Origin of the sequence: Roseobacter sinensis, assembly GCF_025755255.1 — a bacterium.
Taxonomy (GTDB): domain Bacteria; phylum Pseudomonadota; class Alphaproteobacteria; order Rhodobacterales; family Rhodobacteraceae; genus Roseobacter; species Roseobacter sinensis.
Genome location: NZ_JALIEB010000010.1, coordinates 1 through 22,265, shown reverse-complemented (window position 1 = coordinate 22,265; position 22,265 = coordinate 1). Strand labels below are relative to the sequence as shown.

Below are 22,265 nucleotides of genomic sequence, written 5' to 3'. Positions count from 1 at the left end.
GGTTCAGCGTCGTTCAGGCCATAATGCCCAAGATGTCGCTCTCCTTCATGATCATCAGCTCTTCACTGTCGATCTTGATTTCCGTGCCCGACCATTTGCCGAACAAAATTTTGTCGCCGGCTTTGACGTCCATTGCGATACGTGCGCCTGCGTCGTCTCTTGCACCGGCACCGACGGATACGACTTCGCCTTCCTGCGGTTTTTCTTTTGCATTGTCAGGGATGATCAGGCCGCCCGAGGTCTTATCGTCGCCTTCAATACGGCGGACCAAGACACGGTCATGTAGTGGGATAAACATCATGGAAATGCTCCTTTTCGGGATTTCCGGGTAGGGGTGGCATGCTTAAGGACGCATTGGCACTCGCCACACCTGAGTGTCAATGTATGAAAAATGGCTATCCTGATCGGTCTCTGCAATAGGTTGTTGAACTATATTTGGCTTAAACCTGCTTTTCAGAAATCGCGGCGTAGAAGGCTATCTTACTTTACCTTTTCCCACCAATCGCCAGCGCAGGCTTTCCTGCAATGGAGTTGGCTGTGGCAGAGACCTTCGGCTTTTCTTGATTGGGTTTCTTGGGCGCAGGCGAATGATAGAGCTGCCCTTGTGATAGAGCCGTCTGCGTTTTCTGTGACGGTGGGGAAGTTCCCGGCCCTCTTCGCCCCATAAGACATCGGTCGGCGTGATGCGAGCGATGTCTAGACTGGCCGAATTGACGGGTCCAGTATGGTACTGGGAGGACGCCGCGCGACTGTGGGGATCAGCGGCGCCAGGATGCACCCGGGCTGACGGGAACGGCGTTCCGCCAGGCGTTCAACCCCTTGCAGCGCCTACAGATCCGTTCTCCAAAGCCTTCACTCCAGAAAACAGCATCGCATCTCAGACAAGGACGCTCTCGTGGTACGTCGCCAAAGGCCCTTCCGCGGGCGATGCCCGAAGATGCTACGTCGACCGAGGTTTTGTTCGCGATCATGTCAAATCCGCGCTGACTTCCGTGCGCATAGCCGACGTCCCTGTCGGTCGTGGAGGCATGCCCTCGTTTTCAGCAGCATGGATTGACGCCATGTCACGTGCACCTAGACGCGCCGGGTTCCGGTCCAGGACATCCCTGTCAGACTGGGGCGTCCGGCGCCCCGAATAGAGATGTCGCATATGTGCTGCAGAGACCCCGTCGGCCTCCATCACGAGGCGCACCATCGGATCAGCCAGCATTTCCTCAAGGAAGAAGTCGGACAACGCTCTGCCTGTCAGCTTGTCCCTGGCGCGGGCATAGTCCAGATCGGCAAGGGAAACGGTCAGAGACCGTGCAAGCCCCGGATGCGATGTCCGGGGATGAAGTTTCACCATGACGGAGGCTTTCCAGGCTGCGGGATCCTGTTGATCCGGGGGAGAAACCAATTCCGTTTCGATCTCGTACTCTCCCGCCGGAAGCATCTCGTTGAAGCCCGGAACGGTGAACGGGCGGGAAAAAACCGCAACGGTCTTGCTCGTCAGATCTTCCATTCTCGCGTTCCTTTCCCTTTGTGCTTCGGGTGGTCCGCGCCCCGATTCCGAACTGGGGGGCGTGGCCTTTCTTAGCCTCAAGATGTCTTGGATTTCGCTGCAGCTTCCTTGCCAGCGGCCTTGGGCTCGGTCTCGTTGGCAGGGGTCGTCGTTGTCTTCGCCGGCTTCGGCCTTAACGCGGCTGCAGCCCTGGCAGTCAGGTCCTTGAAGGACATATCATTGATCCTTTGATTGGCCGACGCCAACTCCTCATCCATGTCGGACCGGGATGCTTGACGCCAGTGTTACTTATATGGGGATTGGCGACCCCGTTTACGATAGCGCATCAAAAAGGAAGCCAAGGTCAGTCAGGCCAATTCATCCGTCCAGACCTTGAATTCCGTCAAAGTGTTCTGACCAAATGTCTGGGTCAGAGGGACATCGGCAGCATCGCGACCGCGCGCGATCAGAATTCTGGCAAACCGCAGCTTGTTATTCCGCGGGTCGAACATGTGCCATTCACCAGCGAGAAAGACCTCCATCCAAGCGGCGAAGTCCCCAGGCGGATGAGGCAGAGGTTCACCGATGTCGCTCAGATATCCGGTGCAGTAGCGGGCCGGAATGTTTATGCAACGACACAGGGCGATGGCGAGATGGGCGAAGTCGCGGCAGACACCCTGTCGCTCGGCCATGGTCTGCGATGCGGTGCGCGTCGCCTTCGCCTGCATGTAGTCGAAGCGGACATGTCCGTGCACGAAATCGCAGATCGCCTGCACGCGTGACCATCCGGGGTCCGTGGTCTCGAACAGGCGCCACGCTTCCTCCGACAGAAGGTCGGTATCGCAATACCGGCTTCCCTGCAGAAACACGAGGGTCTCGAACGGCAGATCCTGAACCGCGTACTGCCGCGTGCCGGGCATGGAGGGATCAGGCTGGCCCGTGTCGCGGAAGATGCCATCCGTCGACAGGCAGAAGTCGCCCTCCGAGGCCACCATCCGCGTGCACCAGTTGCCGAACCCGTCGCGGTAGCTTTCCAGCGGCACGCTCGGCTGCGTCACGAGATAGTCGGCACGCTCCAGATCGCCAAAGCGCGAGTAGTGGACGTTCAGCATCGCAATCAGTGGCGTCGGCTGCGGGAAGCTGTAGCGCAGACGGCACCCGATGCTGATGCCCATGCCGGACCCGCCACGACGAGAAAAATCCGCATCACCGTGCAAGGACGCACATCCCGTCAGAGAGCCGGAAGCCTCGATTGCAGCTCCACCGGTTGCCGGATCGGTCGAGATAGGCGTTCTCCGGCAGATCGATGGCGACGCAGGCGCCATTCAGCGGCTCGTATCCGCGCTCGCAGCTCCAGCCCTGTCCATAGGATGCCTCGTCCAGATAGGCATGCGATGGCACGACAACGGCGTCGCATCGGTCGTCGATCTTGACGAAGCCTCGCTCGCAATCCCAGGCGTCTCCATAGTTTGCGTTGGTCAGATACGCGTTCGCTGGCATGGCAATCGGCAAACATGTCCCTGCAACAGCCTCATAGCCACGATCACAGGTCCATCCCGTCCCCGAGTTATCTTCTGTCAGGTAGGCACGCTCGGGAAGAACGATGGGCACGCATGCCTCGTCCTCCTGCCGGAACGCGCGTTCGCATTGCCAATCGTAGCCGGAAGACCGGAGGAAGGCATTGGTGGGCAGCGAGATGAAATTGCAGGATATCCCGTTTACCTCTTCATAGCCACGGTCGCACTCCCACCCCGTCCCGTAGGAGCGCCCGGTTGGATAAGCATGCTCAGGGATATCGAGAGGCAAGCATTCGGCGCCCTCCACACGGAAACCTAGATCGCAGACCCATCCGCCGCCATAGCTGCGCGGCTGGGCGTTCTCCGGCATTGGGCCCGTGCCATCCTGCGCAAGCACGGGAAAGGCGAAAGACGCTATCACACCGGCTATGACTGCCGTCTTCGCGATCAGCCTCGCGAGGGGATGCCTCATCGCCGCTTGCTCCTTGGCGGACCAGAACCCGCCGGTTGCCGCGCGAGTCTTCGATAGCGCAAGCGTGAGCGTTCCAGTCAGCCGTCGCGTGGGCGCGGGCGGCGGCGGGGAGCCCCTGGAATTCGATCTCGATGGCATGCCTTCGTTCTCGGCCACCTGGATCGAGAAGTCCTGCGGGACTGTCGGATGAGTGCTACCGGTCATCGGGGTGACAACTTGTACAACGCTGCAGCGGCGAGAGCATGTTCCTTCTGGTGGTAATCGCCGCGGAATTTGCCATCGACCTCCACCTCCCAGATGCCGTTCCTTTCGCGCACCTGAACTCCACCGCGGTGCGGTGGCCAGTTCATGGAAGACCCCTTTTCTCCTCTGCCTTTCGGCGACACGGGCTTCTTGTCGGTCAATTTCGACTCCTTCGCGTTGGGCGCGCGCGCTTCTCCTAGGAGCATCACCGCGCGAATAAATTCTGCCGCATAATCATCGGTTTCGCGGTGGTCGTGTTCGCGCTGGGCCAATCTCATCGGATCTACGAACCGTTCTCGCAGGTGGTCGACGAAACGCGGCTCGGTACGGGCCATGTAGGCGATTAGAGCTTGCAGGATCCGTTCATGGGCCAGAACGCGCCGTTCAAGATCGGTCGTCTCTGCGGCCGTCGTGGTAAGATCTTTCAATGATGTCATGGCTTGTCATCCTTCACGCTGCGTGGTGTGACGCTGGATGTCGTGTGCTCGGGCGTGCGCAGGCAGGCCCTCACCTCATCGCGATACAACTCTTGCCATCTACCTACCAGCCAAGCGTAAATCGTGCGCTGACCCAGGTTAGGGGCACAGAAATTAAGTGGGTGTGTTTTGCCCAGAAGCGTAAAGAAACCGACCTCGGCAGTCCGAGTGTCATTGACGTGCTTCCGCCATGATTATGGCTGTCAGCCTTCGTTGAAGACTGATTCATTATCAAAATAGAAGCCCAAAAACCTGCGCGAGATCTTGCCTGAGCGTCATCATGCTGCCTGCTTGCCAATCGCCCAGATGATTACGAGTGCAGACAACGAGAGGAGGAGAATGGCGGCCGCCTCGATCAGTATGTTTTCCGGCGCCATTTCCTTGCCCTGCAGGACGACCAGCCGTCCGACCGCAGTGATCGCAATAAAAATTGGATACACAAACACGGAATTGCGCTTGGCATAATACACCGCAACCATTCCGATAACTTCAAGATAGAGAAACATCAGCAGAATATCGGCCAGCAGGATGGTGCCAAGGCGATATATTGCCACGATTTCGAAGGCAACGGCGAGCAGCGTCATGGCCACGATGACAACCAGCAACAGACGCTCGATGAAGTGGAACAGACCCAGGGCAAACAGTCTTTCGCCCCGCCCCGCGCCATCGTCTTCCTTTGGGGGCAGCGTCCTGTCTCCCGCTGCCGCTCCCGCTTGATACCCTCTATTCATGATTGCTGCCTTTGGCCACGAAACTATCGGCCAACGCCGACATCTGAGCGTGTCACGATCGGCGTCGCGGGGTCTTGCGCTGGTCGGGGCCTGCCGATTGACGCCACGCCACCGTCGCCTGGGACGCTGCCCGGATCGCGGAGTGGGTCTGCCTCGCCCTGCATGCCGCGCAGGAACTGGAACAGATCGCTGTCCGTCGTCAGGACAAGCGTCGTGTCGTCCGAGATCATATCGCCGTAGGCCTGCATGGTTCGGGTGAAATCGTAGAATTCGACCGAAACGGCATCGACATTGTAAGCACCCGCATAGATTGCTGCTGCGGCGGCATCTGCGGCACCGCGGATTTCCTCGACGGCGCGATAGGCTTCGGACTGGATCTTGTTCAGATCCCGCACCCTGTTGCCTTGAATACGGGCCGCTTCACCGTTGCCTTCAGACAGGAAGCGTTCGGCGATCTGCCGGCGCTCCGAGATCATGCGGTCATAGATCTTGGGTCGCACGCTTTCGTTGTAGTTTATGCGTTTGAAGCGGATATCGAGAAGCTCGATCCCGAAAACGCGCACCTTTTCCGCCGCCGCCTCGAAGATCTGCTGCTCGACCAGCGCCCGCCCCTTCGTGATGGGAACCAGTGCGCCAATGTCCTGCGCAAGCTCCTGATCCGTCAGAAGCGTGTCCCGAAGGGGTGTCCGGCCCCTGGTCGTGCGCACGATCTCGATGAGTTCGTGCTTGGCGACGGCGTTCCGCGTCTCGCTGCCGAGGATATCATCGAGGCGCGACTGGGCGCTCCGTTCGTCGCGCAGGCGCAGAAAGTACTGCAGAGGATCGGTGATCTTCCAGCGCGCGAAGAGATCGACCGAGATATAGAGCTTGTCCTTGGTGGGCATGTCCGATGGCGAGCCGTCCCACTCCAGAACCCGGCTGTCGATCCGGTTAACCTCCTGAACGAAGGGGAGTTTCAACTTGAGACCAGCCTCGGTGATCGGCGCGCCGACCGGCTTGCCGAACTGGGTGATGATGGCCTGTTCGACCTCGCCGACCGTGTAGACGGCGGATGACGCAGCGACGACCCCGGCAACCGCGATCCCCGAGGCAATAAGCGAAAGGGTCTTCATCGTTGCTCTCCTGTCTGTCGATCAAGGTTCAAAAGCGGCAGGATGCTTGCCGTGGACCCGTCGACGATGATCTTGGAACCAATTCCCGGCAGAACATCCTGCAGGGTTTCAATGTAGATCCGGCGCCGGGTCACCTCGGGGGCCTGGCGGTATTCCGTCAGGAGGGCCGTGAACCGGGCCGCATCGCCCTCGGCTTCATTGATCCTCCTCAAGCGATAGCCATCGGCTTCGCGGATGCGCTGGTCCTTTTCGCCTTCGGCCAGAGGTATGACGCGGTTGTATTCGCGGCGGGCCTCGTTGATGATCCGCTCCTTCTCTTGTTGTGCCTGGTTGACCTCGTTGAAAGAGGCCTGAACCGGCTGGGGCGGATTGATGTTCTTCAGCTGTACCTGATCGATGCTGATGCCCATCGCATATTTGGTCGCGAGCGCCTGCATCTTCAGCAGGGCTTCGCTTTCGATTTCCTGGCGCCCGACGGTGATCACCTCGTCGACCGTGCGGTCTCCCACGACTTCGCGCATGACGGACTCCGAGACATAACGCAGCGTCGCGCTCGGCTCACGCACCTCGAACAGGAATTTCCGAGGTTCGGAAATCCGGTACTGCACCACCCACTCGACGAGCGCGGCGTTGAGATCGCCTGTGACCATCTCGGTCTCGCGGCGACCGTCCGTCGGGCTCTGATAGGGATCGGTGGCGCCCGGGGTCGTGAACCCGAACTCTTGTTTCAGCTGACGCTTGACCGGGACCAATGTGGTCACGTCGATCCCGAAGGGAATCCTGAAGTGCAGCCCCGGAGGGACCTCGGCAGTGTACTTCCCGAACCGCTGGACAATCGCAACGGAGTCGCTCGGCACGGTGTAATAGGAGGACCACGCGCCAAACGCCGCAAGCGCAATGGCCGCCCCGATTGCAAGACGCTTCACCGGTGGCAGACCGTCCGGCAGGATGCCGTGCAGCCGATCCCGGCCCCGCCTGAGAATTGCGTCAACTTCAGGCGGAGCGCGGGTCTGCCTGTTTTTCCAAGGTCCGCGATCTTCCGGTCCATTGTCATCAGAAGGCATCGCAAGCTCCAATCTCGGTTTTGGCACTCGGTGCGATGCCTGGCTGGCGCGTTTGACGCTGCGACGCGTTTTGCGCCATCACATCGTCGGCTCTGAACAGCATGACCTCAGAGGTCCAGTTGCTTCAGGCAGGCTTCAGCAATGTCACGGTCCGGGGCATCGGTTCCGGGCACCGTCGCCCAGCCGACTGTCATGAGAGCGTCGCGCCTCTGGTAGGTCGAGGTTGCCCGGATCGTTGCAAGCTTGTCCGCCCTAGCCGGGTCTGACCGCGCCATGTCGAGGCAGACCGGTACCATTGAGGCGACGACATCGTTACGGGACATCGCCACCGCGCGGTCATTCGAAGTGCCGCCGGTCACCCAGCCACCCCATGAAAATCCGACGACGCCGACAAAGACGGCACCGATCACGGCACCATAGATGCCGGGTTTGAGCCATTCGGGAGTATTCATAGCAAGTCCTCCTGCGGAGAAAGCGCCGCTTCGCTGTGTTTGTTCATCTCAGTCGGTCCCTGATCCCGGCTCAGCGCCTCATTCAGGTCGCGCTCTGATATCGTATGCAGTTCCATCCAACCCGCCCGATCTCCTCTGCCAGGAACGGTCATATGGGTCGCCGTCCTCTGATACGTTTCGAAACCTTGCCCGCGGAGAAGTTGCTCCTGAATCAGGACTTCGTAGTCCCCGGCCGGAAGTTCGTCCGGAAAATCGGCTAGGCTGAACGGGTGCAGGAAAGTCACCCTCAAACTGGATGAACGCACGCTCATCTCTGGCCTCCACGATTTTGGCAGATCCGTCGCTCGCCACTGTTGACGGCCCCTTGGATTCCGGACCTGACCAGTCGAACGATTTCTCCTCTTGTACTTCGGAAACGTTCGACTGGTGCTGACACATGTTAGTTCCGGGCGCCGCGCGGGTGGCGAACACCCTGGAGAGGTTTGCGGGCACTGACCTGTGTAAGGGCGCGGGGACCGACCTGCGCGTACACTTTGGGAAACAGGGATGATCTGCATTCCTGCAACCAAGAATGGAAGCACGATGGCCCAACCCAATGTTCTCAACCCGCACCCGCCCGAGTTCGATCGGTTTCTCCATGCCTCCGTCGGCGAGGACCGGAACGGCTATACCGTGACTGTGCTCTCCACGCTCGCGCGGCTTGGCCTCGATCCATGGAAGGAAACCGCTGAACTGGTCATGCTGGGGCACGATGCCGCGCAGGCACGGTTGGGAACGCTGCTTGCCCGATTTCGGGACGTACCCACTCTCGCCAGCGATCACGGTAGGATCGCACGAGACTTGAGCGAGCTGCTTCCCGAAGGCTGGGCGTCAGGTAGCCTGAAGCGAGCTGCCTCGACGGTGACCGGCGACCGCCCGGGGACAAGCGGAGCGATCTGGGCGTTGCTCGCGATTGTCTTCCTTCTATTTCAAATGTTCATGGTTGGCGGGTCGGGGTCAGGCGAATGACTCTACCAACCGCGACCGCGAGGAGACCGGCCCATGCGGCACACAAGTCCGGCACGCTATCACCGGGTGAACAGGGCATACTCTGGGACATGGAGGAACACTTCTGGACCAATGGCGCCGACAACGCGCGGGCGACGACAGCGACCAACGCAGTCATGGTCTTCCCCTATCCGCCCGGGATCCTCCAGGGCGACCAGATCTGGACCCATCTTCGACAGAGAACCGGCTGGCGGTCTGTCTCGATGGCCGAACGGCGCGTCACGCGATGCGGTGACATCGCGATCCTCACTTACCGGGTCTCGGCGGAAAAACCCGGCGTGCCGATCTACAAAGCCCTCTGTGCTTCGACCTACCTTAACGACGACGACAGATGGCTGAGGATTTCCCACCAGCAAACGGCGGTGACTTGAAAGCCGACAAGGCAATCGACCCGCCACAGACGCCGGGACTAACCTGCGTCAGTGCGGCGAGGGCTGACATTGGCTAGGTAAGCCGTGCCTGCCGAATATTTGGCGGCACTGTAAATTTCCAAGTTCCTGAAAAGCATGTGGGCGTGTCGATCCCAAAAAGGTCGGCATGTCGGCACGCTTTTTATTTCTCGGAAAGTCCATGAAAGGACAATTCCAATGACACCCGAACAGAACAAGACTGCCGAAAAAATGACGTCCGTGAAGGCCGCGTGGGACAAGGCGCCCGCTGGTCCGAAGAAGGACGCGGCGCTCAAGCACTATCAGGCCGCCGAAAAGGCGAACACGGCGAAGAACGACGCCGAGACCAACAAGGAACTCGATGCGGCGACCCACGCGCTCGCTTGATGTCCAGCGTCTGACCTGAACACCGGGGCCGCCCGCCGATCAATGGCCGGCGGCCCTTCTTATTTCAAGAGCGGCCCGGTCTGATCCAGATAGGCTGCATCAAACTCAGCCAGTTTCACCAACCCGGCATGATCTTCAAAGGACACGCGACCGTCTCGAAAGGTCACCAGCCCTCTTTCGCGCAGCTGTCGCAGGACGCGATTCACATGAATGGCACTTAACCCCAGCACATCGGCCAAGTGATACTGGGTCAGTGGGCAATCGTATCCTTCTCTGGATCCCATACCCACCAGTGCCAGCCTCGATCCCAGTTCCAACAGAAAATGCGCCATGCGGGCGTCCGCATCGCGCCTGCCGATCCCTACAAGGTGTTCGACCACCATTGCCTCGTCCCGCGACGCCGCCCAAAGAATGGCTGTCGCAAGCCGCGGAGTATCCGAGAAGGCCGCCAGAAGGTCGCTCTTCAACACTTCGGCGGCCTCAATTTCCACGATGGGTTCGAAACTGTGGTCCGAGGTGCGCAACAGCACGCTGCGCAACCCGAGGAAATCCCCGGGCACCTGAAAATCGACAATCTGGCGTGTCCCGTCAGGCTGGAGCTTGTAGGAACAGACCCAACCCGCGGACAGGATATAAGCAGCTTGATCCGACTGCCCCTGATGCACCATATCGCGCCCAGCGACGAAGGAGCGGCGGCGCTGGTGCCGGCGCTCGAGCACATCCAACTCCGCCTTTGACAAAGCGACAAAGGCCGAAAGCTTGCGGGTGAGCGGGCTGGTCTCGAATGGTGTCATAGCTTCTCCCTGACAGTTCCGTCAGCCGCGTGGAAATCGTTTCTTCGACTGCTCTCGATCAGTCCAGCATAGCTCATATCGTGCGAGAAGTATGGGTAGGTCCGGTGCGAATTCGGGTCAGATCGCGAAACAAGAAGGGGAATCCGAAGATGTCTACGGCGAACGAGCATTCAGGACAGGCCGCCCTTTCAATCTGCGAAGCACTTCTGCTTGCCATGAACGATGGCGGACTGCTGCCGGAGCATGAGATCGTAGGTGTTCTTCGCGACGCCGCAGCAACTCATGAGAACGCAAAGGGATCGGAGGCCGAAACGGAAACGCACCGATCTGTTGCGGCACTCATCAACCAGATCATCGCTGGTGGCAACTCCGTTCGGAGGCCGCAAGTGTAAACGCTCAGTCACACAGGATTTCTATTGCTGATGAAGCTTTCGTCCTATTCAACCAACAGTCGTCGCCAAGGGCGAGATCGAGAAGAGATACCGGATCAGACCACCAACCGAGTCCGCAAAGCTCAGCCTCTGAACGCGCCGCAGCCCCCAGTACAAGCGCGGGCCTCGGCCATTACGGGTAAGGCGCCGGGCACGCGAAATGCTGCCGGTCAGACTGATCTGATGCGGGAAGAGCCCAATTTGGCTCCGTCAGACTGGTCGCGGGCGATGGCGAAGTACCGACAGCCAATCCATTCGCGCAGTATCTTCGAGCTGACTGTGACAGTGGCCCCGTTCGTGGCAATATGGGCGGTCGCCTGGTGGATGCTCTCGATGAGTACTGCGCTGGCAATGGCCCTGGCACTGGTGAATGCGGCATTCCTCGTCCGACTGTTCATGATCCAGCACGATTGCGGTCACGGGTCCCTGTTTCGCAGTCGGCGCCTGTGCGACTGGATCGGTCGTGTTATCGGCGTGATCACGCTGACGCCCTATGACGTCTGGCGCAAAACGCACGCAATCCATCATGCCACGACCGGGAATCTCGACCGGCGGGGTGTCGGAGATATGCCGACCCTCACAGTCACGGAGTACCGAGAAAAGGGGTGGCTCGACCGGGCGCTCTATCGGCTTATCCGCAATCCAGTTTTCCTGTTCGGAGTGGTGCCGTTCTATACGTTCTTTTTGCAGAACCGACTGCCCGTTCACTTAATGCGGTCGGGCTGGCGATACTGGCTGAGCGCGATGGGAACAAACGCCGCCATTGGTTCGGCGCTGACCTTGATCGTCTGGCTGGGTGGATGGGACGTTGTTCTTTTCGTCTTCCTGCCAACCATGTTCTTGGGTGCAGTCGCCGGCATGTGGTTCTTCTATGTCCAGCATCAGTTCGAAGAAACCAGTTGGCAGCACGAAGAAAATTGGAACATCCACGAAGCAGCACTTTACGGAAGCTCACATTACGAGCTTCCGAGCGTTCTACGCTGGATCACTGGCAATATCGGTGTCCACCATGTTCATCATTTGGCCAGTCGAATTCCGTTTTATCGCCTTCCAGAGGTGATCGAGGATCACGCGGTTCTGGCAAAGACCAAACGCATCACGCTTCGGCAAAGTCTCCGCTGCGCGCACCTCCACCTCTGGGATGAGAGTCGCCGCAGACTTTTGTCGTTCGCCGAGGCACGCGCTCTGTCCGCCTGAACCTTCCATGATATGATGCCTGGGCAAAGAGACGCGCGAAGGTGCCTACAGGGCTGCGATGTGAGAGCGGTGCATCGTCATTGGAAAAGGCATGTTCATCCCATGATCGACGATCCCCAGACTTTGCCCCATGAGGCCGCCGACAGAATAACAAAGCCATTTGTGCGCTTTCTGAAAATCGAAGCGGCGGCAGGAGGGCTCCTGCTTCTGGCGGTTCTACTGGCCTTGGCGCTTGCAAATTCACCTTGGCAAGAGGCCTTTCTTGGCTTTTGGGAGACGCCAATCGGCCTGACACTCGGCTCGTTGGATTTCACCCGCTCGCTGCGACACTGGATCAATGACGGTTTGATGACGCTCTTCTTCTTTGTGCTTTCGTTGGAGCTCAAGCGGGAGATCGTGCTGGGCGAATTGCGAAACCCTCGACAGGCAGCCCTGCCGTTTGCAGGCGCAGTGGGTGGCATGGTTGTACCGGTCTCCCTGTTTCTTGCGACGATGTACGGGCAACCCGGGATGCACGGCTGGGGAACCGTGATGGCGACGGATACGGCGTTCGTGATCGGATGCCTGGCCCTTTTCGGAAACCGGATCCCGCCCACCTTGCGTCTGTTCCTGCTTTCCCTCGCTATCTTTGATGATGTCGGCGCGATACTCGTGGTCGCCATTGGATACGGGGAAGCGTTGACTTGGTCGGCCCTCGGGCTGGGCCTGCTGGGAATTGGTATTGTAGCAACCGCCTCGCGCCTCGGGATCAGAAGCATCCCGGTCTATTTCTTCATCGGAGCGGCAGTCTGGCTGTGCTTCGATGCCTCTGGCGTTCACGCGACCATCGCCGGTGTCATTCTGGGCCTCATGACCCCTACCCGAATTTGGGTGAGCGATATTCGCCTGCGTGTGATCCTCGGGCGCGTACTCGCCGCTCCGAACGCCGACCATCGGCAAGGGGATGTTGCAGGCCATCATGACCTTCGTCAGGCGGGCCGAGCGCTCACCGAATCGCTCTCGCCGGTCGAACGTCTTGAGATAATGCTGCACCCTTGGGTCGGCTTTGCAATCATGCCGATCTTTGCGCTGGCAAATGCTGGCATCACGATTAGCGGTGCCGATTTTGGACAACCGGTTTCCGTGGCGATCATTGTCGGCCTGGTGCTGGGAAAACCGATTGGCGTCCTCGGGTTCAGCTGGCTTGCGGTCCGCTCAGGCTTGGCTGTGCTCGCGCCAGGGCTGTCGTGGCCATTCATCATCGCCGGCTCGTTTCTCACGGGAATCGGTTTCACGATGTCGCTGTTCATTGCGGGCCTCGCATTCGACTGGTCTGTCCTGAATGCGGCGAAGCTGGGCATTCTCAGCGGATCAGCTCTCTCCGCGATGCTCGGAGTCGCACTGCTGATCTGGCTGACACTACGAAGGACGTGACAACAACTCACCGCTGGTAAGATGCGCGACATCGTTCATGTACTGCCAATGTCCATGGTCGATGTCGACGCTACGCGCTGGATGGGCATTGCCACCACGTGCCGCACGTCGCAACGGGCAGGAGTATCGAGTTCGAAGGCACAGCATCCTTCTGATCCCGGGCGCTCAGTCTTCTGCTCCCGATCCGTGCCAGTGCAAGGAACAGCACGAAAAAGACAGATCCCGTCGTGACCAAGAGGTACATTCAGCCGACGTTTGTGGCTGTCGCATGGAGCACTGCATGCTCAATCGCCCTAGGCATGATCGCCGCGGCTAGCAGGAACATGGCAACGACCGCCACCGACACGGGAAACGCCGGCCTTCAACTCACCAACTCTTTGATGGGCACGACAAGGGACAAATGACTACGTGCTGTTGCAGAGTTGGTGAGATCTCTAGGCCCTCCGGGTCCAACGCGCTTCAGTTCGACCAAATCCACACAACCACCAAACGCCCGACAGAGTGCGCCAGAACGCGATTGCTTGTGGCACACACAGTGCACACAGAACCGATTAAGATACTGAACTTACTAACTAACCCGTCCAATCCATCACGGTATGCATGTGATACCGGATTTACTTGGTGGGTCTTGGGCGGGCGAAGCAAGTACCTGAACTGGTGTTCGGCATTCAAAGTGGCCTCAGCGCCGACCTGACAAGTTCGACTGTGCTGAATTGCCTCGAGAAAACAGCAGGCAAGGACCTCAACTCTAACATTGCAAACAGCGACTGCACTGCAAGGAAGTCCCTCGCGGGGATGATTTGGGGGATGTAAGAAGACAGAAGCCGCGTAAATACCTAATATTTAGGCGTTTTTTCTGTTCTAATGGTGCGGATGAGAAGACTCGAACTTCCACGGGTGTTACCCCACAGCGACCTCAACGCTGCGCGTCTACCATTCCGCCACATCCGCACGCTTAGGAAGGTGCGAGGTCTTTAGCCTGCCCGCCCGCCGTTGTGAAGAGCCATTTTCAGCAAAATGCCCCAGCCAATCGGGTGGCTGGGGCGTCAAAGCGCGACGTCTTTGCTTGGTGGCCTACTCGGTGACCGAGAACACCGGCAAGACACCCGCCTGCGCGGGGGTGCCTGTCACTTCCATCGAGGCCTTGCGCAGAATGTCCGCGCGCTCCGGCTGGCCCGGCACGAAGACGGCATCGGCCCCTGCATCGGTCGCCGCGAGCCCGGCTTCATACCAAGGCCCGGCCATCTTCGCGTTTTTCTGCGTGCCGAAGCCGAGGGCGAGGTGATGCCCCATCAACTCGCCATAGACCGTCTCGCCGAGCGCATAGAGGATCAACCCAGAGCCGAGCGCTACATTCATGTTGTCGGTTCGGTAGCCGACCCCGAGGCAAATCTTCGCCGTGCCGGCCAGTTGCTGCGGCGTCGTTCCGATGGAGGCGACGAAGCTCGACACCTCCTCGTTCAGCGCATCGCGCGACTTCTGCGACAGGCCCGCCACATAAGGCTGAACCACTGGCCCGAAGCCGTCGCACTGTGCTGCCACCTGCTGCGGTGTCAGCCCGTTGACCTGGCTGATCAACTCTTCGCTCCGCGCGATGGCATAGGTGCGCGCTAGGCAGAACTGTTCGTTCAGCGCCGCGGTCGGATCGGTCATCGAGGCCACGGTGGTGTAGCCGTTGGTGCTGGTCAGCAGGGAGACCGTGTTGCAGTGCGACGCCAGCGACGCCTCAGGCGCTCCGCCTTCGAAGAAATTCGGAAGCGCAGTCGTGGCCGCCTCGGTCGTGGGTACCGCTGCAACCGCAGTCACAGGCGCCGGGGCCGGAGCCACTGGAGCGGGTGCGGGTGTCACGACAGTTGTCACCGGCGCAGGCTGAGGCGCGACAGCCACCACCGGCGGTTGCTGCTGCTGCGGCACCGCCTGGCCGGCCATCTCCGCCCGATAGGTCTTGAGCAGTCCACGCGTACCCTCGGGATTGGACGCAATCAGCTGGGTGGTCTGATAACCACCCGCCTGGGCGCGGTTGTAAGACGTGATCAGCAGATCCTGCTCAAAGGCGCTCAACTGACCGGTTGCGGGATAGCCCATATAGGCCTGATAGGACGCAATGGCACTGCGCGATTGTCGGCCAAGCTGCCCATCGACACGGCCCGCGTTGAACCCGAAATAGTTCAGCGAGGACTGGATCTGACGTCCTTCGTGGGTCGAAGGAATGCCGGGGCGATAGACTCGCTGTTTCTTCTTCTGGTTGTTTTTGGTCACCGCATGGCCCACGATCCCCCCGATCAGGGCGCCTGCAACAAAGTCGCCAGCATCAGCGGCCGCACGAGAGGCGGGCATTGCGGCGACGGAGGCGGCGAGGGCTGCAGCGGTCAAATGTTTGGAAAACATGAAAAATCTCCGGCATGAAAAACGTATCTCGTTACGCTAGCACAGTGAGCGATTCGACCGAAGGCTTTCGTTGGGCGCTCCTGGATTGTCGTCGACGAGCGCCAGAGGCCCGCTCCGGGGGTTTTCGCCTCGCCATGCTTGCGCTAGACCGGCGCCATGGTGGAGTGGATCGTGACAGACGGGCTGACCGACTACCGGTCAGCGGAAGCATGGATGGAGGCCCGCGCCGATGCCATCGCCGCCGGCGCAGCGGGCGAATGCATCTGGCTGCTCGAGCATCCGCCGCTCTACTCCGCCGGAACCAGCGCCCGCGCCGAGGACCTGACCGATCCTAACCGGTTTCCGGTCTATCCGACGCGGCGCGGCGGGCAGTACACGTACCACGGTCCGGGACAGCGTGTCGTCTATGTGATGCTCGATGTCGGTCGCCGCGGGCGGGACGTCCGGCGCTTCGTGCAACAACTCGAGGCCTGGGTGATCGCAACGCTGGAGGCTTTCAATGTCACGGGGGTCGTGCGCCCGGGCCGGGTCGGTGTTTGGGTCGAGCGGCCCGAGAAACCGGCACAGCCCAATGGCGACACCGCCGAAGACAAGATCGCCGCCATCGGCATCCGCCTGCGCAAATGGATCAGCTTTCATGGCATCTCGCTCAACGTCGACCCCGACCTGAGCCACTTCGACGGCATCGTGCCCTGCGGCATCCGCACGCATGGCGTCACCAGCCTCGTGGACCTCGGCCTGCCCGTCGGTCTGGCGGATGTGGATGTCGCACTGCGCGACGCCTTCGCCCAGGTCTTCGGCGATGTCCCTCAGGACCTGGCCCCGAAACCCGCAGAGGCCCTGCCCTAGTGGACGCGCCGGCTTTGGGCCGCGTGAACGAAACGGACGATGTCGTCGCTTGCCAAGGGCTTGCTCACGAAGGCGTGCACATGCGGGTCCGCCTCGGCGCGCGCGTGGTCGGCCCGCAACACCGATGTCGACAGCATGATGATCAGCGTCTCGGCCCGGCCGCATTCGGCAGGCAGTGCCGCATAGCTTTCGAGAAACTCGAAGCCATCCATCCGCGGCATGTTGATGTCGAGCAGGATGAGCTCGGGCCAGCCGTCTCCGGCGTCCGTTCGCGCTTGCAGGTACTCGAGGGCGGCCACCCCATCGGTCGCCACATCGATCTGACCGATGAGACCGCTGCGCCGGATCAGCCGGCCGTGCATCAGGTTGGTCACCTTGTCGTCGTCGACGAGCAGGACGCGTTGAAGGGCCGGTTGGGTCATGACGGTTCGGGCCGATGTGGCAGGCAGATCGAAAAGCGGCTGCCGCGCCCGGGCGTGCTCGTGACGTCGATGCGTCCGCCGACCCGTTCGAGCACCCGGCGGATCGCGTAGAGCGACACCCCGGCGCCGCCGGGCGTGGTATGGGCACGCTTGAACAGGCCGAACACCTTGTCGGCGTCCCGCGGCAGGTCGAGCCCGGTGCCGTTGTCCTCGATCGAGATCTCCACGTGGTCCGCATGCCGGCGGGACAGAAGTTGGATCCGCGGCCGCCGCCCGGGGACGTGGTACTTGATGGCATTGCCGATCATGGACTGCAGGATGTTTTCCATCTCGCGCGGCACGAACCAGACCGCCGGCACGTCGAAGCGGGTCTTGACCACCGCCCGCGTACGGGTGATCTGGAAATGCAGGTTCACCAGCGCCTGATCGGTGATCCGGGCCAGATCGACCTCCTCGAATGCCTTGAGCGCACCGGAGCGCGCCTGTGCCACGCAGATCAACGCATCGAGCTTCTCGCTCGCCTGATCGGACACGTCTCGCAGCCAGCCAAGTGTTTCCACGTGCTCGGGTGGCAGCAGCGGTTCCGCCTCGCTCAGCATATGGGTCAGGCTGCCCATGTTGTTGACCGGCACCCGAAGGTCGTGGGTCGCCACATATGTGAGATCTTCCAGATCGCGCTTCACGTCCTGCAATTCGGCGGTACGCGCCTCCATCCGTATTCCCAGCTCGCGGTTGAGCCGCTCCAGCTCGGCCGTGCGCGCGCGGATGCGCTCTTCCAAGTCTTCGTTGACCTGCCGCAATTCGGCCTCGATGGCCATCTGCGCGGTGACGTCCAGAGCGATGCCGATATGCCGCAGCACGCGGCCGTCCGCCTCGCGCTCGAACACGCTGTCGACACTGCGGAACCAGCGGACTGCACCGTCCGCCCGACGGACCCGGTAGACATGGCTTGCCTCCTCGCCCTCGCCGAGATGGCGCAGCGCGGCAAGGTAGCTCATCACCCCGGGCTGATCCTCCTCCAGCACCGCGGTGGCCAGCATATTGGGTCCCATATCGGCGATTTCCTCAGCGGAGTAGCCCAGCAGATCATGTACCGACCGGTTGACGTATTCATTGGACATGGTCTGATGATTGAAAAGATAGATGACGCCCGGGACGACCTCGGCAAGCCGCTCCCAGAACGCAGTGGAGCGCGCACCGGACGGACCCGGCGCAGTCTCAACGGATTGTGGCGCTGCCACCTGCATTTTCAAACCCGATCCCACAGTCACACACACCGCCTGGGCCGAAACCACTCTCGGCAGTCAAAGTGGCGCAGGAAGCTTAAACCCGCGTAAAAGAATCCGCAGATGAGTTAAATTGGCGCTAAACATTTCAACCTACGCGCGCGACGGGCCGGAAAGGGAACCTCCGCGCTTTTTTCTTCGGCTGCGGCAATTACGATCATTGCTCCTTAAGCCAACTCCCTCTAAAACCGCAGAGACTCTGCTGCGTGGCCCGGGAACCGCCATGCAGCAACCACGACTTAACGAAGGAGGCACGAGCATGGCAGACGCAGCCGTCCATGGCCACGAACACCATGACGAACGCGGGTTCTTCACCCGTTGGTTCATGTCCACCAATCACAAAGACATCGGTATCCTGTATCTGATCACGTCCGCCCTCGTGGGCTTCGTGTCGGTCGCCTTCACCATCTACATGCGGCTGGAGCTGATGGATCCGGGCGTTCAATATATGTGCATGGAGGGTGCGCGTCTCTTCGCCTCGTCGGCGGAGTGCACGCCCAATGGGCATTTGTGGAACGTGCTGATCACCGGCCACGGCATCCTGATGATGTTCTTTGTGGTGATCCCGGCGCTCTTCGGCGGATTTGGCAACTATTTCATGCCCTTGCAGATCGGGGCGCCGGATATGGCCTTCCCGCGCATGAACAACCTCAGCTTCTGGCTCTACGTCGCCGGCACCACGCTGGCGATCTGCTCGGTACTGGCGCCGGGCGGCAATGATCAGTCCGGCTCGGGCGTGGGATGGGTGCTCTACCCGCCGCTCTCGACGCTTGAAGGCGGCTTCTCGATGGACCTCGCGATCTTCGCGGTGCACGTCTCGGGCGCCTCCTCAATCCTCGGTGCGATCAACATGATCACCACCTTCCTGAACATGCGCGCGCCGGGCATGACGCTCTTCAAGGTGCCGCTGTTCTCTTGGTCGATCTTCGTCACCTCCTGGTTGATCCTGCTGTCGCTGCCGGTGCTGGCGGGGGCGATCACGATGCTGCTGATGGACCGCAACTTCGGCTTCACCTTCTTTGATCCCGCGGGCGGCGGCGACCCGGTGCTCTACCAGCACATCCTGTGGTTCTTCGGCCACCCGGAGGTCTACATCATCATCCTGCCCGGCTTCGGCATCATCTCTCATGTGATCGCCACCTTCGCGCGTAAGCCGATCTTCGGCTACCTGCCGATGGTCTGGGCGATCATCGCCATCGGCGCCCTGGGCTTCGTGGTCTGGGCGCACCACATGTACACCGTGGGGATGAGCCTCAACCAGCAGGCCTACTTCATGCTCGCCACCATGGTCATCGCGGTGCCCACAGGCGTGAAGGTTTTCAGCTGGATCGCCACCATGTGGGGCGGTTCGGTGGAGTTCAAGACACCCATGCTCTGGGCCTTTGGCTTCCTCTTCCTCTTCACCGTCGGCGGGGTGACGGGCATCGTGCTCTCCCAGGCCGCTGTGGACCGCTACTACCACGACACCTACTACGTGGTGGCGCACTTCCACTACGTGATGAGCCTCGGTGCCGTCTTCGCGATCTTCGCGGGGATCTACTTCTACTTCCCCAAGATGACCGGCAAGATGTACCCGGAGATGGCCGGCAAGATCCACTTCTGGATGATGTTCATCGGCTCCAACCTGACGTTCTTCCCCCAGCACTTCCTGGGCCGTCAGGGCATGCCGCGCCGCTACATCGACTATCCGGATGCCTTCGCCTACTGGAACTGGTGGTCGAGCCTCGGCGCCTTCATCAGCTTCGCCTCGTTCCTGTTCTTCTTCGGCATCATGGCCTACGCCCTGCGCAAGGGTAAGCCGGCGACCGAGAACAACCCGTGGAACGAATACGCCGACACGCTGGAGTGGACCCTGCCCAGCCCGCCGCCCGAACACACGTTCGAGCAGCTGCCCAAGCAGGAAGACTGGGACAAACACCCGGCCCACTGACCGCCCGAAACCGAAGGCCCCGGAGATGATCTCCGGGGCCTTTCTACATCCGCACTTGCCCGACCGACGGACGCAAAGTCTCTGTTGAAGACCGGACGGTTAATGTCCGTTACGGAGCCCAAAAGTGCATAATGCTGCACCATGCACCAATGTCCGCAATACAGAGAGCGAATGGACTATAGCGATTTCTGCCAGTCCGCAAAATCATGCGCTTGATCCTTCAGCCACCCAGCAAACGCCTGTGCTGGCACGGAAACGTTCGATCGAGACATAAGGAAGTAGTCCTGGCTGTCCAAATGCGGTCCATCAACGCCGACCAACGCCCCCGTTTTCAGTTCATATTCTGCAATGACATCATCGGCCACAGCCATTCCCAGCCCCAAACGCGCCGCCTCAACAGGCAAGTCGCATCTGTTCAAGGTGATCGTCGGCGCGGCGTCAGGATAGGGTAGCCCCGCTTCCGAAAACACGAGCCTCCACCAGTGATCATCCGCTTCGTGTATCAATGTGCCGCCCGCAGCCTCAGCCAACGTAGAGATGCCCAAACTTGGCGCTGACACAAGAATGGTTCTTGGCGAGACCAGACGCTGGCGTTCGAAGCCCCGGTAGTCCGCAAACCCCCAGACAATGGCCATATCGGCAGTGGGTGAGATGACCCTTGGTGGATCGTGATGGGTTCGGATGTTCAGCGAAAGCTGGAGGTCTCTGAAAGAGTCTTCACACAATCGCGGCAAAATCCACTGCCGTAGAAACGTGGCTTCAACGTCCAGCTTCACGGTGGGTCTGCCGGGCGTTTGCTCTGCTTTTTCCGTTGTTAGGTGCCTGAAACCCTCTGTCACCCTTTGCGCATATCGCGTGCCTGCCTCTGTCAGAGACACCGCGCGGTGCGACCGGTCAAACAAGTCAAACCCAAGATCATCTTCAAGCCGTCGAATAGCCCGGCTGATCGCAGCAGGGGTCACGCCGAGGGCGTTGGCGGCTTTGGAAAAGCTCTGGTGCCGTGCAGCTGCTTCAAAGGCGCGAAGGGCGGTGAGATTGGGGAGCATACCCCAACATTACAAAAAGTAATGCAAAAGGGAAGAATGATCGTTTGAGAAATCAGATAGCAACATTGAGGTTGAGGAAAACAGGACCTGCCATGCCGCTTTCACATCTTCTTTTTGTTGCATCCGCCTTCCTACTCGCACTTGGCTCCGTTTTGGCAAAATATCTGCTTTCCTTGGATAGCAGCCCAACTTCTGCAATCGACCCTCTGCCATTCTTAACGCTGCAACTGATCGGAGGTGTTGTCTTCTTGGTCACCGTTCGGCTCGCAAAAGGATGGAGAATGGAGCCCTTTGCGCATTTGGTTCGCCCTGCCTTTGCAGGAATCATTCTTGGCGCTGGCTCAGTTGGGACAATCATGGCGCTCGCTCTGGTTTCGGCCAGCGAGGCATCTGTGGTCTTTGCAACGCAGCCGGTTTTGATGCTGGGGCTGGCATGGGTGCTTTTGGGTGAGCGGTTTAGTCCGGCGGTGTCCATATTGTGCTTCGCAGCCGTCGGTGGGGTTATCGTCATCGTCGTGGGTGGCTCGACGGAGGCGTCTCCCTTTCGGTTCGCCGGGCTTGCGTTTGCGCTGATGTCGACTGTCTGTGCCGCGATCTACACAGTCTGGATGCGAGGCCTGAGCGGGAAACTTGATTTCCTTAGTGCCCTGATCGTGGTTCAGGCGACAGCTTGCATTCTTTCCGCTGCAATTTGGGGAGGTGCGGCTTGGGCCGGGCTTGCCCCTACTCGGATCGGAACCCCATTCCTCGTTGGATCAGCCCTTGGAACCGGAGCAATTTACTATGGCGCGGCTTTCTACGTTTATCTGATCGGCTTGCAGAAAACCGAAGCGTCAAAAGCAGGCATCTACCTTAGCCTTGTGCCCGTCTTCGCCATTGGGCTTGCCTGGGTCATACTCGCGGAGCGTCTGGGTGTCTTGCAATGGATAGGTGCCGTGATCGTCGTCGTCGCGGTCGCACGGACTTCAGCGATTTCCAGCACAGATAAAAACACGACAGGCAGTACATAGCAGGACCACACAAAAAGCGGACATCTAGCCGCGAACGGCAGATGGCCGCTTTGTCTAAGGTTTGTTGCTGCTGTCAGCGCGAGCTGCAGCGGCGATAAATCTGACAAGGAGGAAAGCGCGGGCGGATTT

At 60.0% G+C, this 22,265-nt stretch carries 24 protein-coding genes and 1 tRNA gene; 9 read left to right on the top strand and 16 right to left on the bottom strand.

Translation table 11 applies throughout. From position 1 onward, the window contains the following. Positions 1-13 precede the first annotated feature (13 nt). The 10 genes from MUB52_RS14920 to MUB52_RS14875 all read right to left on the bottom strand — a co-directional run bounded on the left by MUB52_RS14920 (position 14) and on the right by MUB52_RS14875 (position 7,858). Positions 14-301, bottom strand: a complete 288-nt coding sequence (locus MUB52_RS14920; RefSeq protein WP_263845036.1) for a co-chaperone GroES — start codon at positions 299-301, stop codon at positions 14-16. A gap of 666 nt (positions 302-967) precedes the next feature. Continuing rightward, positions 968-1,501 (bottom strand): hypothetical protein, encoded by a 534-nt coding sequence (locus MUB52_RS14915; protein ID WP_263845035.1) that lies wholly within the window; start codon positions 1,499-1,501, stop codon positions 968-970. A 347-nt stretch (positions 1,502-1,848) separates the two neighbouring features. Beyond that, a complete protein-coding gene (locus MUB52_RS14910; RefSeq protein ID WP_263845034.1) occupies positions 1,849-2,655 on the bottom strand; it encodes a transglutaminase-like domain-containing protein in 807 nt (268 codons plus the stop codon). 31 nt (positions 2,656-2,686) lie between these two features. Continuing rightward, a complete protein-coding gene (locus MUB52_RS14905; RefSeq protein ID WP_263845033.1) occupies positions 2,687-3,469 on the bottom strand; it encodes a hypothetical protein in 783 nt (260 codons plus the stop codon). 200 nt (positions 3,470-3,669) lie between these two features. Beyond that, complete coding sequence (locus MUB52_RS14900) at positions 3,670-4,149, bottom strand: hypothetical protein (protein ID WP_263845032.1); 480 nt, start codon at positions 4,147-4,149, stop codon at positions 3,670-3,672. A 317-nt stretch (positions 4,150-4,466) separates the two neighbouring features. Next, entirely contained in the window at positions 4,467-4,919 is a 453-nt protein-coding gene (locus MUB52_RS14895) for a phosphate-starvation-inducible PsiE family protein (protein WP_263845031.1), read from the bottom strand. A gap of 23 nt (positions 4,920-4,942) precedes the next feature. Next, complete coding sequence (gene hflC / locus MUB52_RS14890; RefSeq protein WP_263845030.1) at positions 4,943-6,031, bottom strand: protease modulator HflC; 1,089 nt, start codon at positions 6,029-6,031, stop codon at positions 4,943-4,945. Next, a complete protein-coding gene (gene hflK / locus MUB52_RS14885) occupies positions 6,028-7,095 on the bottom strand; it encodes an FtsH protease activity modulator HflK (RefSeq protein WP_263845029.1) in 1,068 nt (355 codons plus the stop codon). The genes hflC and hflK overlap by 4 nt, the downstream gene beginning before the upstream one ends. Before the next feature lie 107 nt (positions 7,096-7,202). Then, positions 7,203-7,547: a hypothetical protein gene (locus MUB52_RS14880; protein ID WP_263845028.1), complete on the bottom strand. Its 345-nt coding sequence runs from the start codon at positions 7,545-7,547 to the stop codon at positions 7,203-7,205. Continuing rightward, positions 7,544-7,858, bottom strand: coding sequence for a hypothetical protein (locus MUB52_RS14875; RefSeq protein ID WP_263845027.1), 315 nt, complete (start codon positions 7,856-7,858; stop codon positions 7,544-7,546). The genes MUB52_RS14880 and MUB52_RS14875 overlap by 4 nt, the downstream gene beginning before the upstream one ends. Positions 7,859-8,129: 271 nt before the next feature. Between MUB52_RS14875 and MUB52_RS14870 the strand changes: the two genes are divergently transcribed. From MUB52_RS14870 to MUB52_RS14860, 3 genes are all read left to right on the top strand, one after another. Continuing rightward, positions 8,130-8,555, top strand: a complete 426-nt coding sequence (locus tag MUB52_RS14870; RefSeq protein WP_263845026.1) for a hypothetical protein — start codon at positions 8,130-8,132, stop codon at positions 8,553-8,555. Next, on the top strand, positions 8,552-8,965 hold the full coding sequence (locus MUB52_RS14865) for a hypothetical protein (RefSeq protein WP_263845025.1): 414 nt from the start codon (positions 8,552-8,554) through the stop codon (positions 8,963-8,965). The genes MUB52_RS14870 and MUB52_RS14865 overlap by 4 nt, the downstream gene beginning before the upstream one ends. A gap of 216 nt (positions 8,966-9,181) precedes the next feature. Further along, positions 9,182-9,370: a hypothetical protein gene (locus MUB52_RS14860; protein WP_062563232.1), complete on the top strand. Its 189-nt coding sequence runs from the start codon at positions 9,182-9,184 to the stop codon at positions 9,368-9,370. 59 nt (positions 9,371-9,429) lie between these two features. Here the strand turns inward: MUB52_RS14860 and MUB52_RS14855 are convergent, their stop codons facing one another. Continuing rightward, positions 9,430-10,164 (bottom strand): Crp/Fnr family transcriptional regulator, encoded by a 735-nt coding sequence (locus MUB52_RS14855; protein WP_263845024.1) that lies wholly within the window; start codon positions 10,162-10,164, stop codon positions 9,430-9,432. A 149-nt stretch (positions 10,165-10,313) separates the two neighbouring features. Here MUB52_RS14855 and MUB52_RS14850 point away from each other — a divergent pair, with 149 nt between their 5' ends. From MUB52_RS14850 to nhaA, 3 genes are all read left to right on the top strand, one after another. Beyond that, positions 10,314-10,556: a hypothetical protein gene (locus MUB52_RS14850; protein WP_263845023.1), complete on the top strand. Its 243-nt coding sequence runs from the start codon at positions 10,314-10,316 to the stop codon at positions 10,554-10,556. Positions 10,557-10,778: 222 nt separating this feature from the next. Then, entirely contained in the window at positions 10,779-11,792 is a 1,014-nt protein-coding gene (locus MUB52_RS14845) for a fatty acid desaturase (protein WP_263845180.1), read from the top strand. Positions 11,793-11,894: 102 nt separating this feature from the next. Continuing rightward, on the top strand, positions 11,895-13,205 hold the full coding sequence (gene nhaA / locus MUB52_RS14840; RefSeq protein WP_263845022.1) for a Na+/H+ antiporter NhaA: 1,311 nt from the start codon (positions 11,895-11,897) through the stop codon (positions 13,203-13,205). An 865-nt stretch (positions 13,206-14,070) separates the two neighbouring features. Here the strand turns inward: nhaA and MUB52_RS14835 are convergent. Both MUB52_RS14835 and MUB52_RS14830 read right to left on the bottom strand, forming a co-directional pair. Then, positions 14,071-14,156, bottom strand: a tRNA-Leu gene (locus MUB52_RS14835). Between the two features lie 123 nt (positions 14,157-14,279). Continuing rightward, the gene (locus MUB52_RS14830; protein WP_263845021.1) at positions 14,280-15,593 is read right to left on the bottom strand and encodes a peptidoglycan-binding domain-containing protein; all 1,314 of its coding nucleotides are present in this window, start codon (positions 15,591-15,593) and stop codon (positions 14,280-14,282) included. Positions 15,594-15,749: 156 nt separating this feature from the next. Between MUB52_RS14830 and lipB the strand changes: the two genes are divergently transcribed. After that, the gene (lipB, locus tag MUB52_RS14825) at positions 15,750-16,442 is read left to right on the top strand and encodes a lipoyl(octanoyl) transferase LipB (RefSeq protein ID WP_263845020.1); all 693 of its coding nucleotides are present in this window, start codon (positions 15,750-15,752) and stop codon (positions 16,440-16,442) included. Here lipB and MUB52_RS14820 read toward each other — a convergent pair. Next, positions 16,439-16,864: a response regulator gene (locus MUB52_RS14820; protein ID WP_263845019.1), complete on the bottom strand. Its 426-nt coding sequence runs from the start codon at positions 16,862-16,864 to the stop codon at positions 16,439-16,441. The genes lipB and MUB52_RS14820 overlap by 4 nt on opposite strands. Next, positions 16,861-18,111, bottom strand: a complete 1,251-nt coding sequence (locus tag MUB52_RS14815) for a sensor histidine kinase (protein ID WP_263845179.1) — start codon at positions 18,109-18,111, stop codon at positions 16,861-16,863. The genes MUB52_RS14820 and MUB52_RS14815 overlap by 4 nt, the downstream gene beginning before the upstream one ends. A 298-nt stretch (positions 18,112-18,409) precedes the next feature. Here MUB52_RS14815 and ctaD point away from each other — a divergent pair, with 298 nt between their 5' ends. Next, complete coding sequence (gene ctaD, locus MUB52_RS14810) at positions 18,410-20,080, top strand: cytochrome c oxidase subunit I (RefSeq protein ID WP_263845018.1); 1,671 nt, start codon at positions 18,410-18,412, stop codon at positions 20,078-20,080. Positions 20,081-20,256: 176 nt separating this feature from the next. Here the strand turns inward: ctaD and MUB52_RS14805 are convergent, their stop codons facing one another. Next, positions 20,257-21,126, bottom strand: coding sequence for a LysR family transcriptional regulator (locus MUB52_RS14805; protein ID WP_263845017.1), 870 nt, complete (start codon positions 21,124-21,126; stop codon positions 20,257-20,259). A gap of 92 nt (positions 21,127-21,218) precedes the next feature. On the opposite strand from MUB52_RS14805, the gene MUB52_RS14800 reads away from it, so the two are divergent. Next, positions 21,219-22,136, top strand: coding sequence for a DMT family transporter (locus MUB52_RS14800; RefSeq protein WP_263845016.1), 918 nt, complete (start codon positions 21,219-21,221; stop codon positions 22,134-22,136). Positions 22,137-22,265 lie beyond the last annotated feature (129 nt).

Bases quoted from the DNA above. Each gene is read 5' to 3' on its own strand.
- MUB52_RS14920 (WP_263845036.1), bottom strand. From the start codon at position 301: ATGATGTTTATCCCACTACATGACCGTGTCTTGGTCCGCCGTATTGAA.
- MUB52_RS14915 (WP_263845035.1), bottom strand. From the start codon at position 1,501: ATGGAAGATCTGACGAGCAAGACCGTTGCGGTTTTTTCCCGCCCGTTC.
- MUB52_RS14910 (WP_263845034.1), bottom strand. From the start codon at position 2,655: ATGGGCATCAGCATCGGGTGCCGTCTGCGCTACAGCTTCCCGCAGCCG.
- MUB52_RS14905 (WP_263845033.1), bottom strand. From the start codon at position 3,469: ATGAGGCATCCCCTCGCGAGGCTGATCGCGAAGACGGCAGTCATAGCC.
- MUB52_RS14900 (WP_263845032.1), bottom strand. From the start codon at position 4,149: ATGACATCATTGAAAGATCTTACCACGACGGCCGCAGAGACGACCGAT.
- MUB52_RS14895 (WP_263845031.1), bottom strand. From the start codon at position 4,919: ATGAATAGAGGGTATCAAGCGGGAGCGGCAGCGGGAGACAGGACGCTG.
- hflC (WP_263845030.1), bottom strand. From the start codon at position 6,031: ATGAAGACCCTTTCGCTTATTGCCTCGGGGATCGCGGTTGCCGGGGTC.
- hflK (WP_263845029.1), bottom strand. From the start codon at position 7,095: ATGCCTTCTGATGACAATGGACCGGAAGATCGCGGACCTTGGAAAAAC.
- MUB52_RS14880 (WP_263845028.1), bottom strand. From the start codon at position 7,547: ATGAATACTCCCGAATGGCTCAAACCCGGCATCTATGGTGCCGTGATC.
- MUB52_RS14875 (WP_263845027.1), bottom strand. From the start codon at position 7,858: ATGAGCGTGCGTTCATCCAGTTTGAGGGTGACTTTCCTGCACCCGTTC.
- MUB52_RS14870 (WP_263845026.1), top strand. From the start codon at position 8,130: ATGGCCCAACCCAATGTTCTCAACCCGCACCCGCCCGAGTTCGATCGG.
- MUB52_RS14865 (WP_263845025.1), top strand. From the start codon at position 8,552: ATGACTCTACCAACCGCGACCGCGAGGAGACCGGCCCATGCGGCACAC.
- MUB52_RS14860 (WP_062563232.1), top strand. From the start codon at position 9,182: ATGACACCCGAACAGAACAAGACTGCCGAAAAAATGACGTCCGTGAAG.
- MUB52_RS14855 (WP_263845024.1), bottom strand. From the start codon at position 10,164: ATGACACCATTCGAGACCAGCCCGCTCACCCGCAAGCTTTCGGCCTTT.
- MUB52_RS14850 (WP_263845023.1), top strand. From the start codon at position 10,314: ATGTCTACGGCGAACGAGCATTCAGGACAGGCCGCCCTTTCAATCTGC.
- MUB52_RS14845 (WP_263845180.1), top strand. From the start codon at position 10,779: ATGCGGGAAGAGCCCAATTTGGCTCCGTCAGACTGGTCGCGGGCGATG.
- nhaA (WP_263845022.1), top strand. From the start codon at position 11,895: ATGATCGACGATCCCCAGACTTTGCCCCATGAGGCCGCCGACAGAATA.
- MUB52_RS14830 (WP_263845021.1), bottom strand. From the start codon at position 15,593: ATGTTTTCCAAACATTTGACCGCTGCAGCCCTCGCCGCCTCCGTCGCC.
- lipB (WP_263845020.1), top strand. From the start codon at position 15,750: ATGGTGGAGTGGATCGTGACAGACGGGCTGACCGACTACCGGTCAGCG.
- MUB52_RS14820 (WP_263845019.1), bottom strand. From the start codon at position 16,864: ATGACCCAACCGGCCCTTCAACGCGTCCTGCTCGTCGACGACGACAAG.
- MUB52_RS14815 (WP_263845179.1), bottom strand. From the start codon at position 18,111: ATGCAGGTGGCAGCGCCACAATCCGTTGAGACTGCGCCGGGTCCGTCC.
- ctaD (WP_263845018.1), top strand. From the start codon at position 18,410: ATGGCAGACGCAGCCGTCCATGGCCACGAACACCATGACGAACGCGGG.
- MUB52_RS14805 (WP_263845017.1), bottom strand. From the start codon at position 21,126: ATGCTCCCCAATCTCACCGCCCTTCGCGCCTTTGAAGCAGCTGCACGG.
- MUB52_RS14800 (WP_263845016.1), top strand. From the start codon at position 21,219: ATGCCGCTTTCACATCTTCTTTTTGTTGCATCCGCCTTCCTACTCGCA.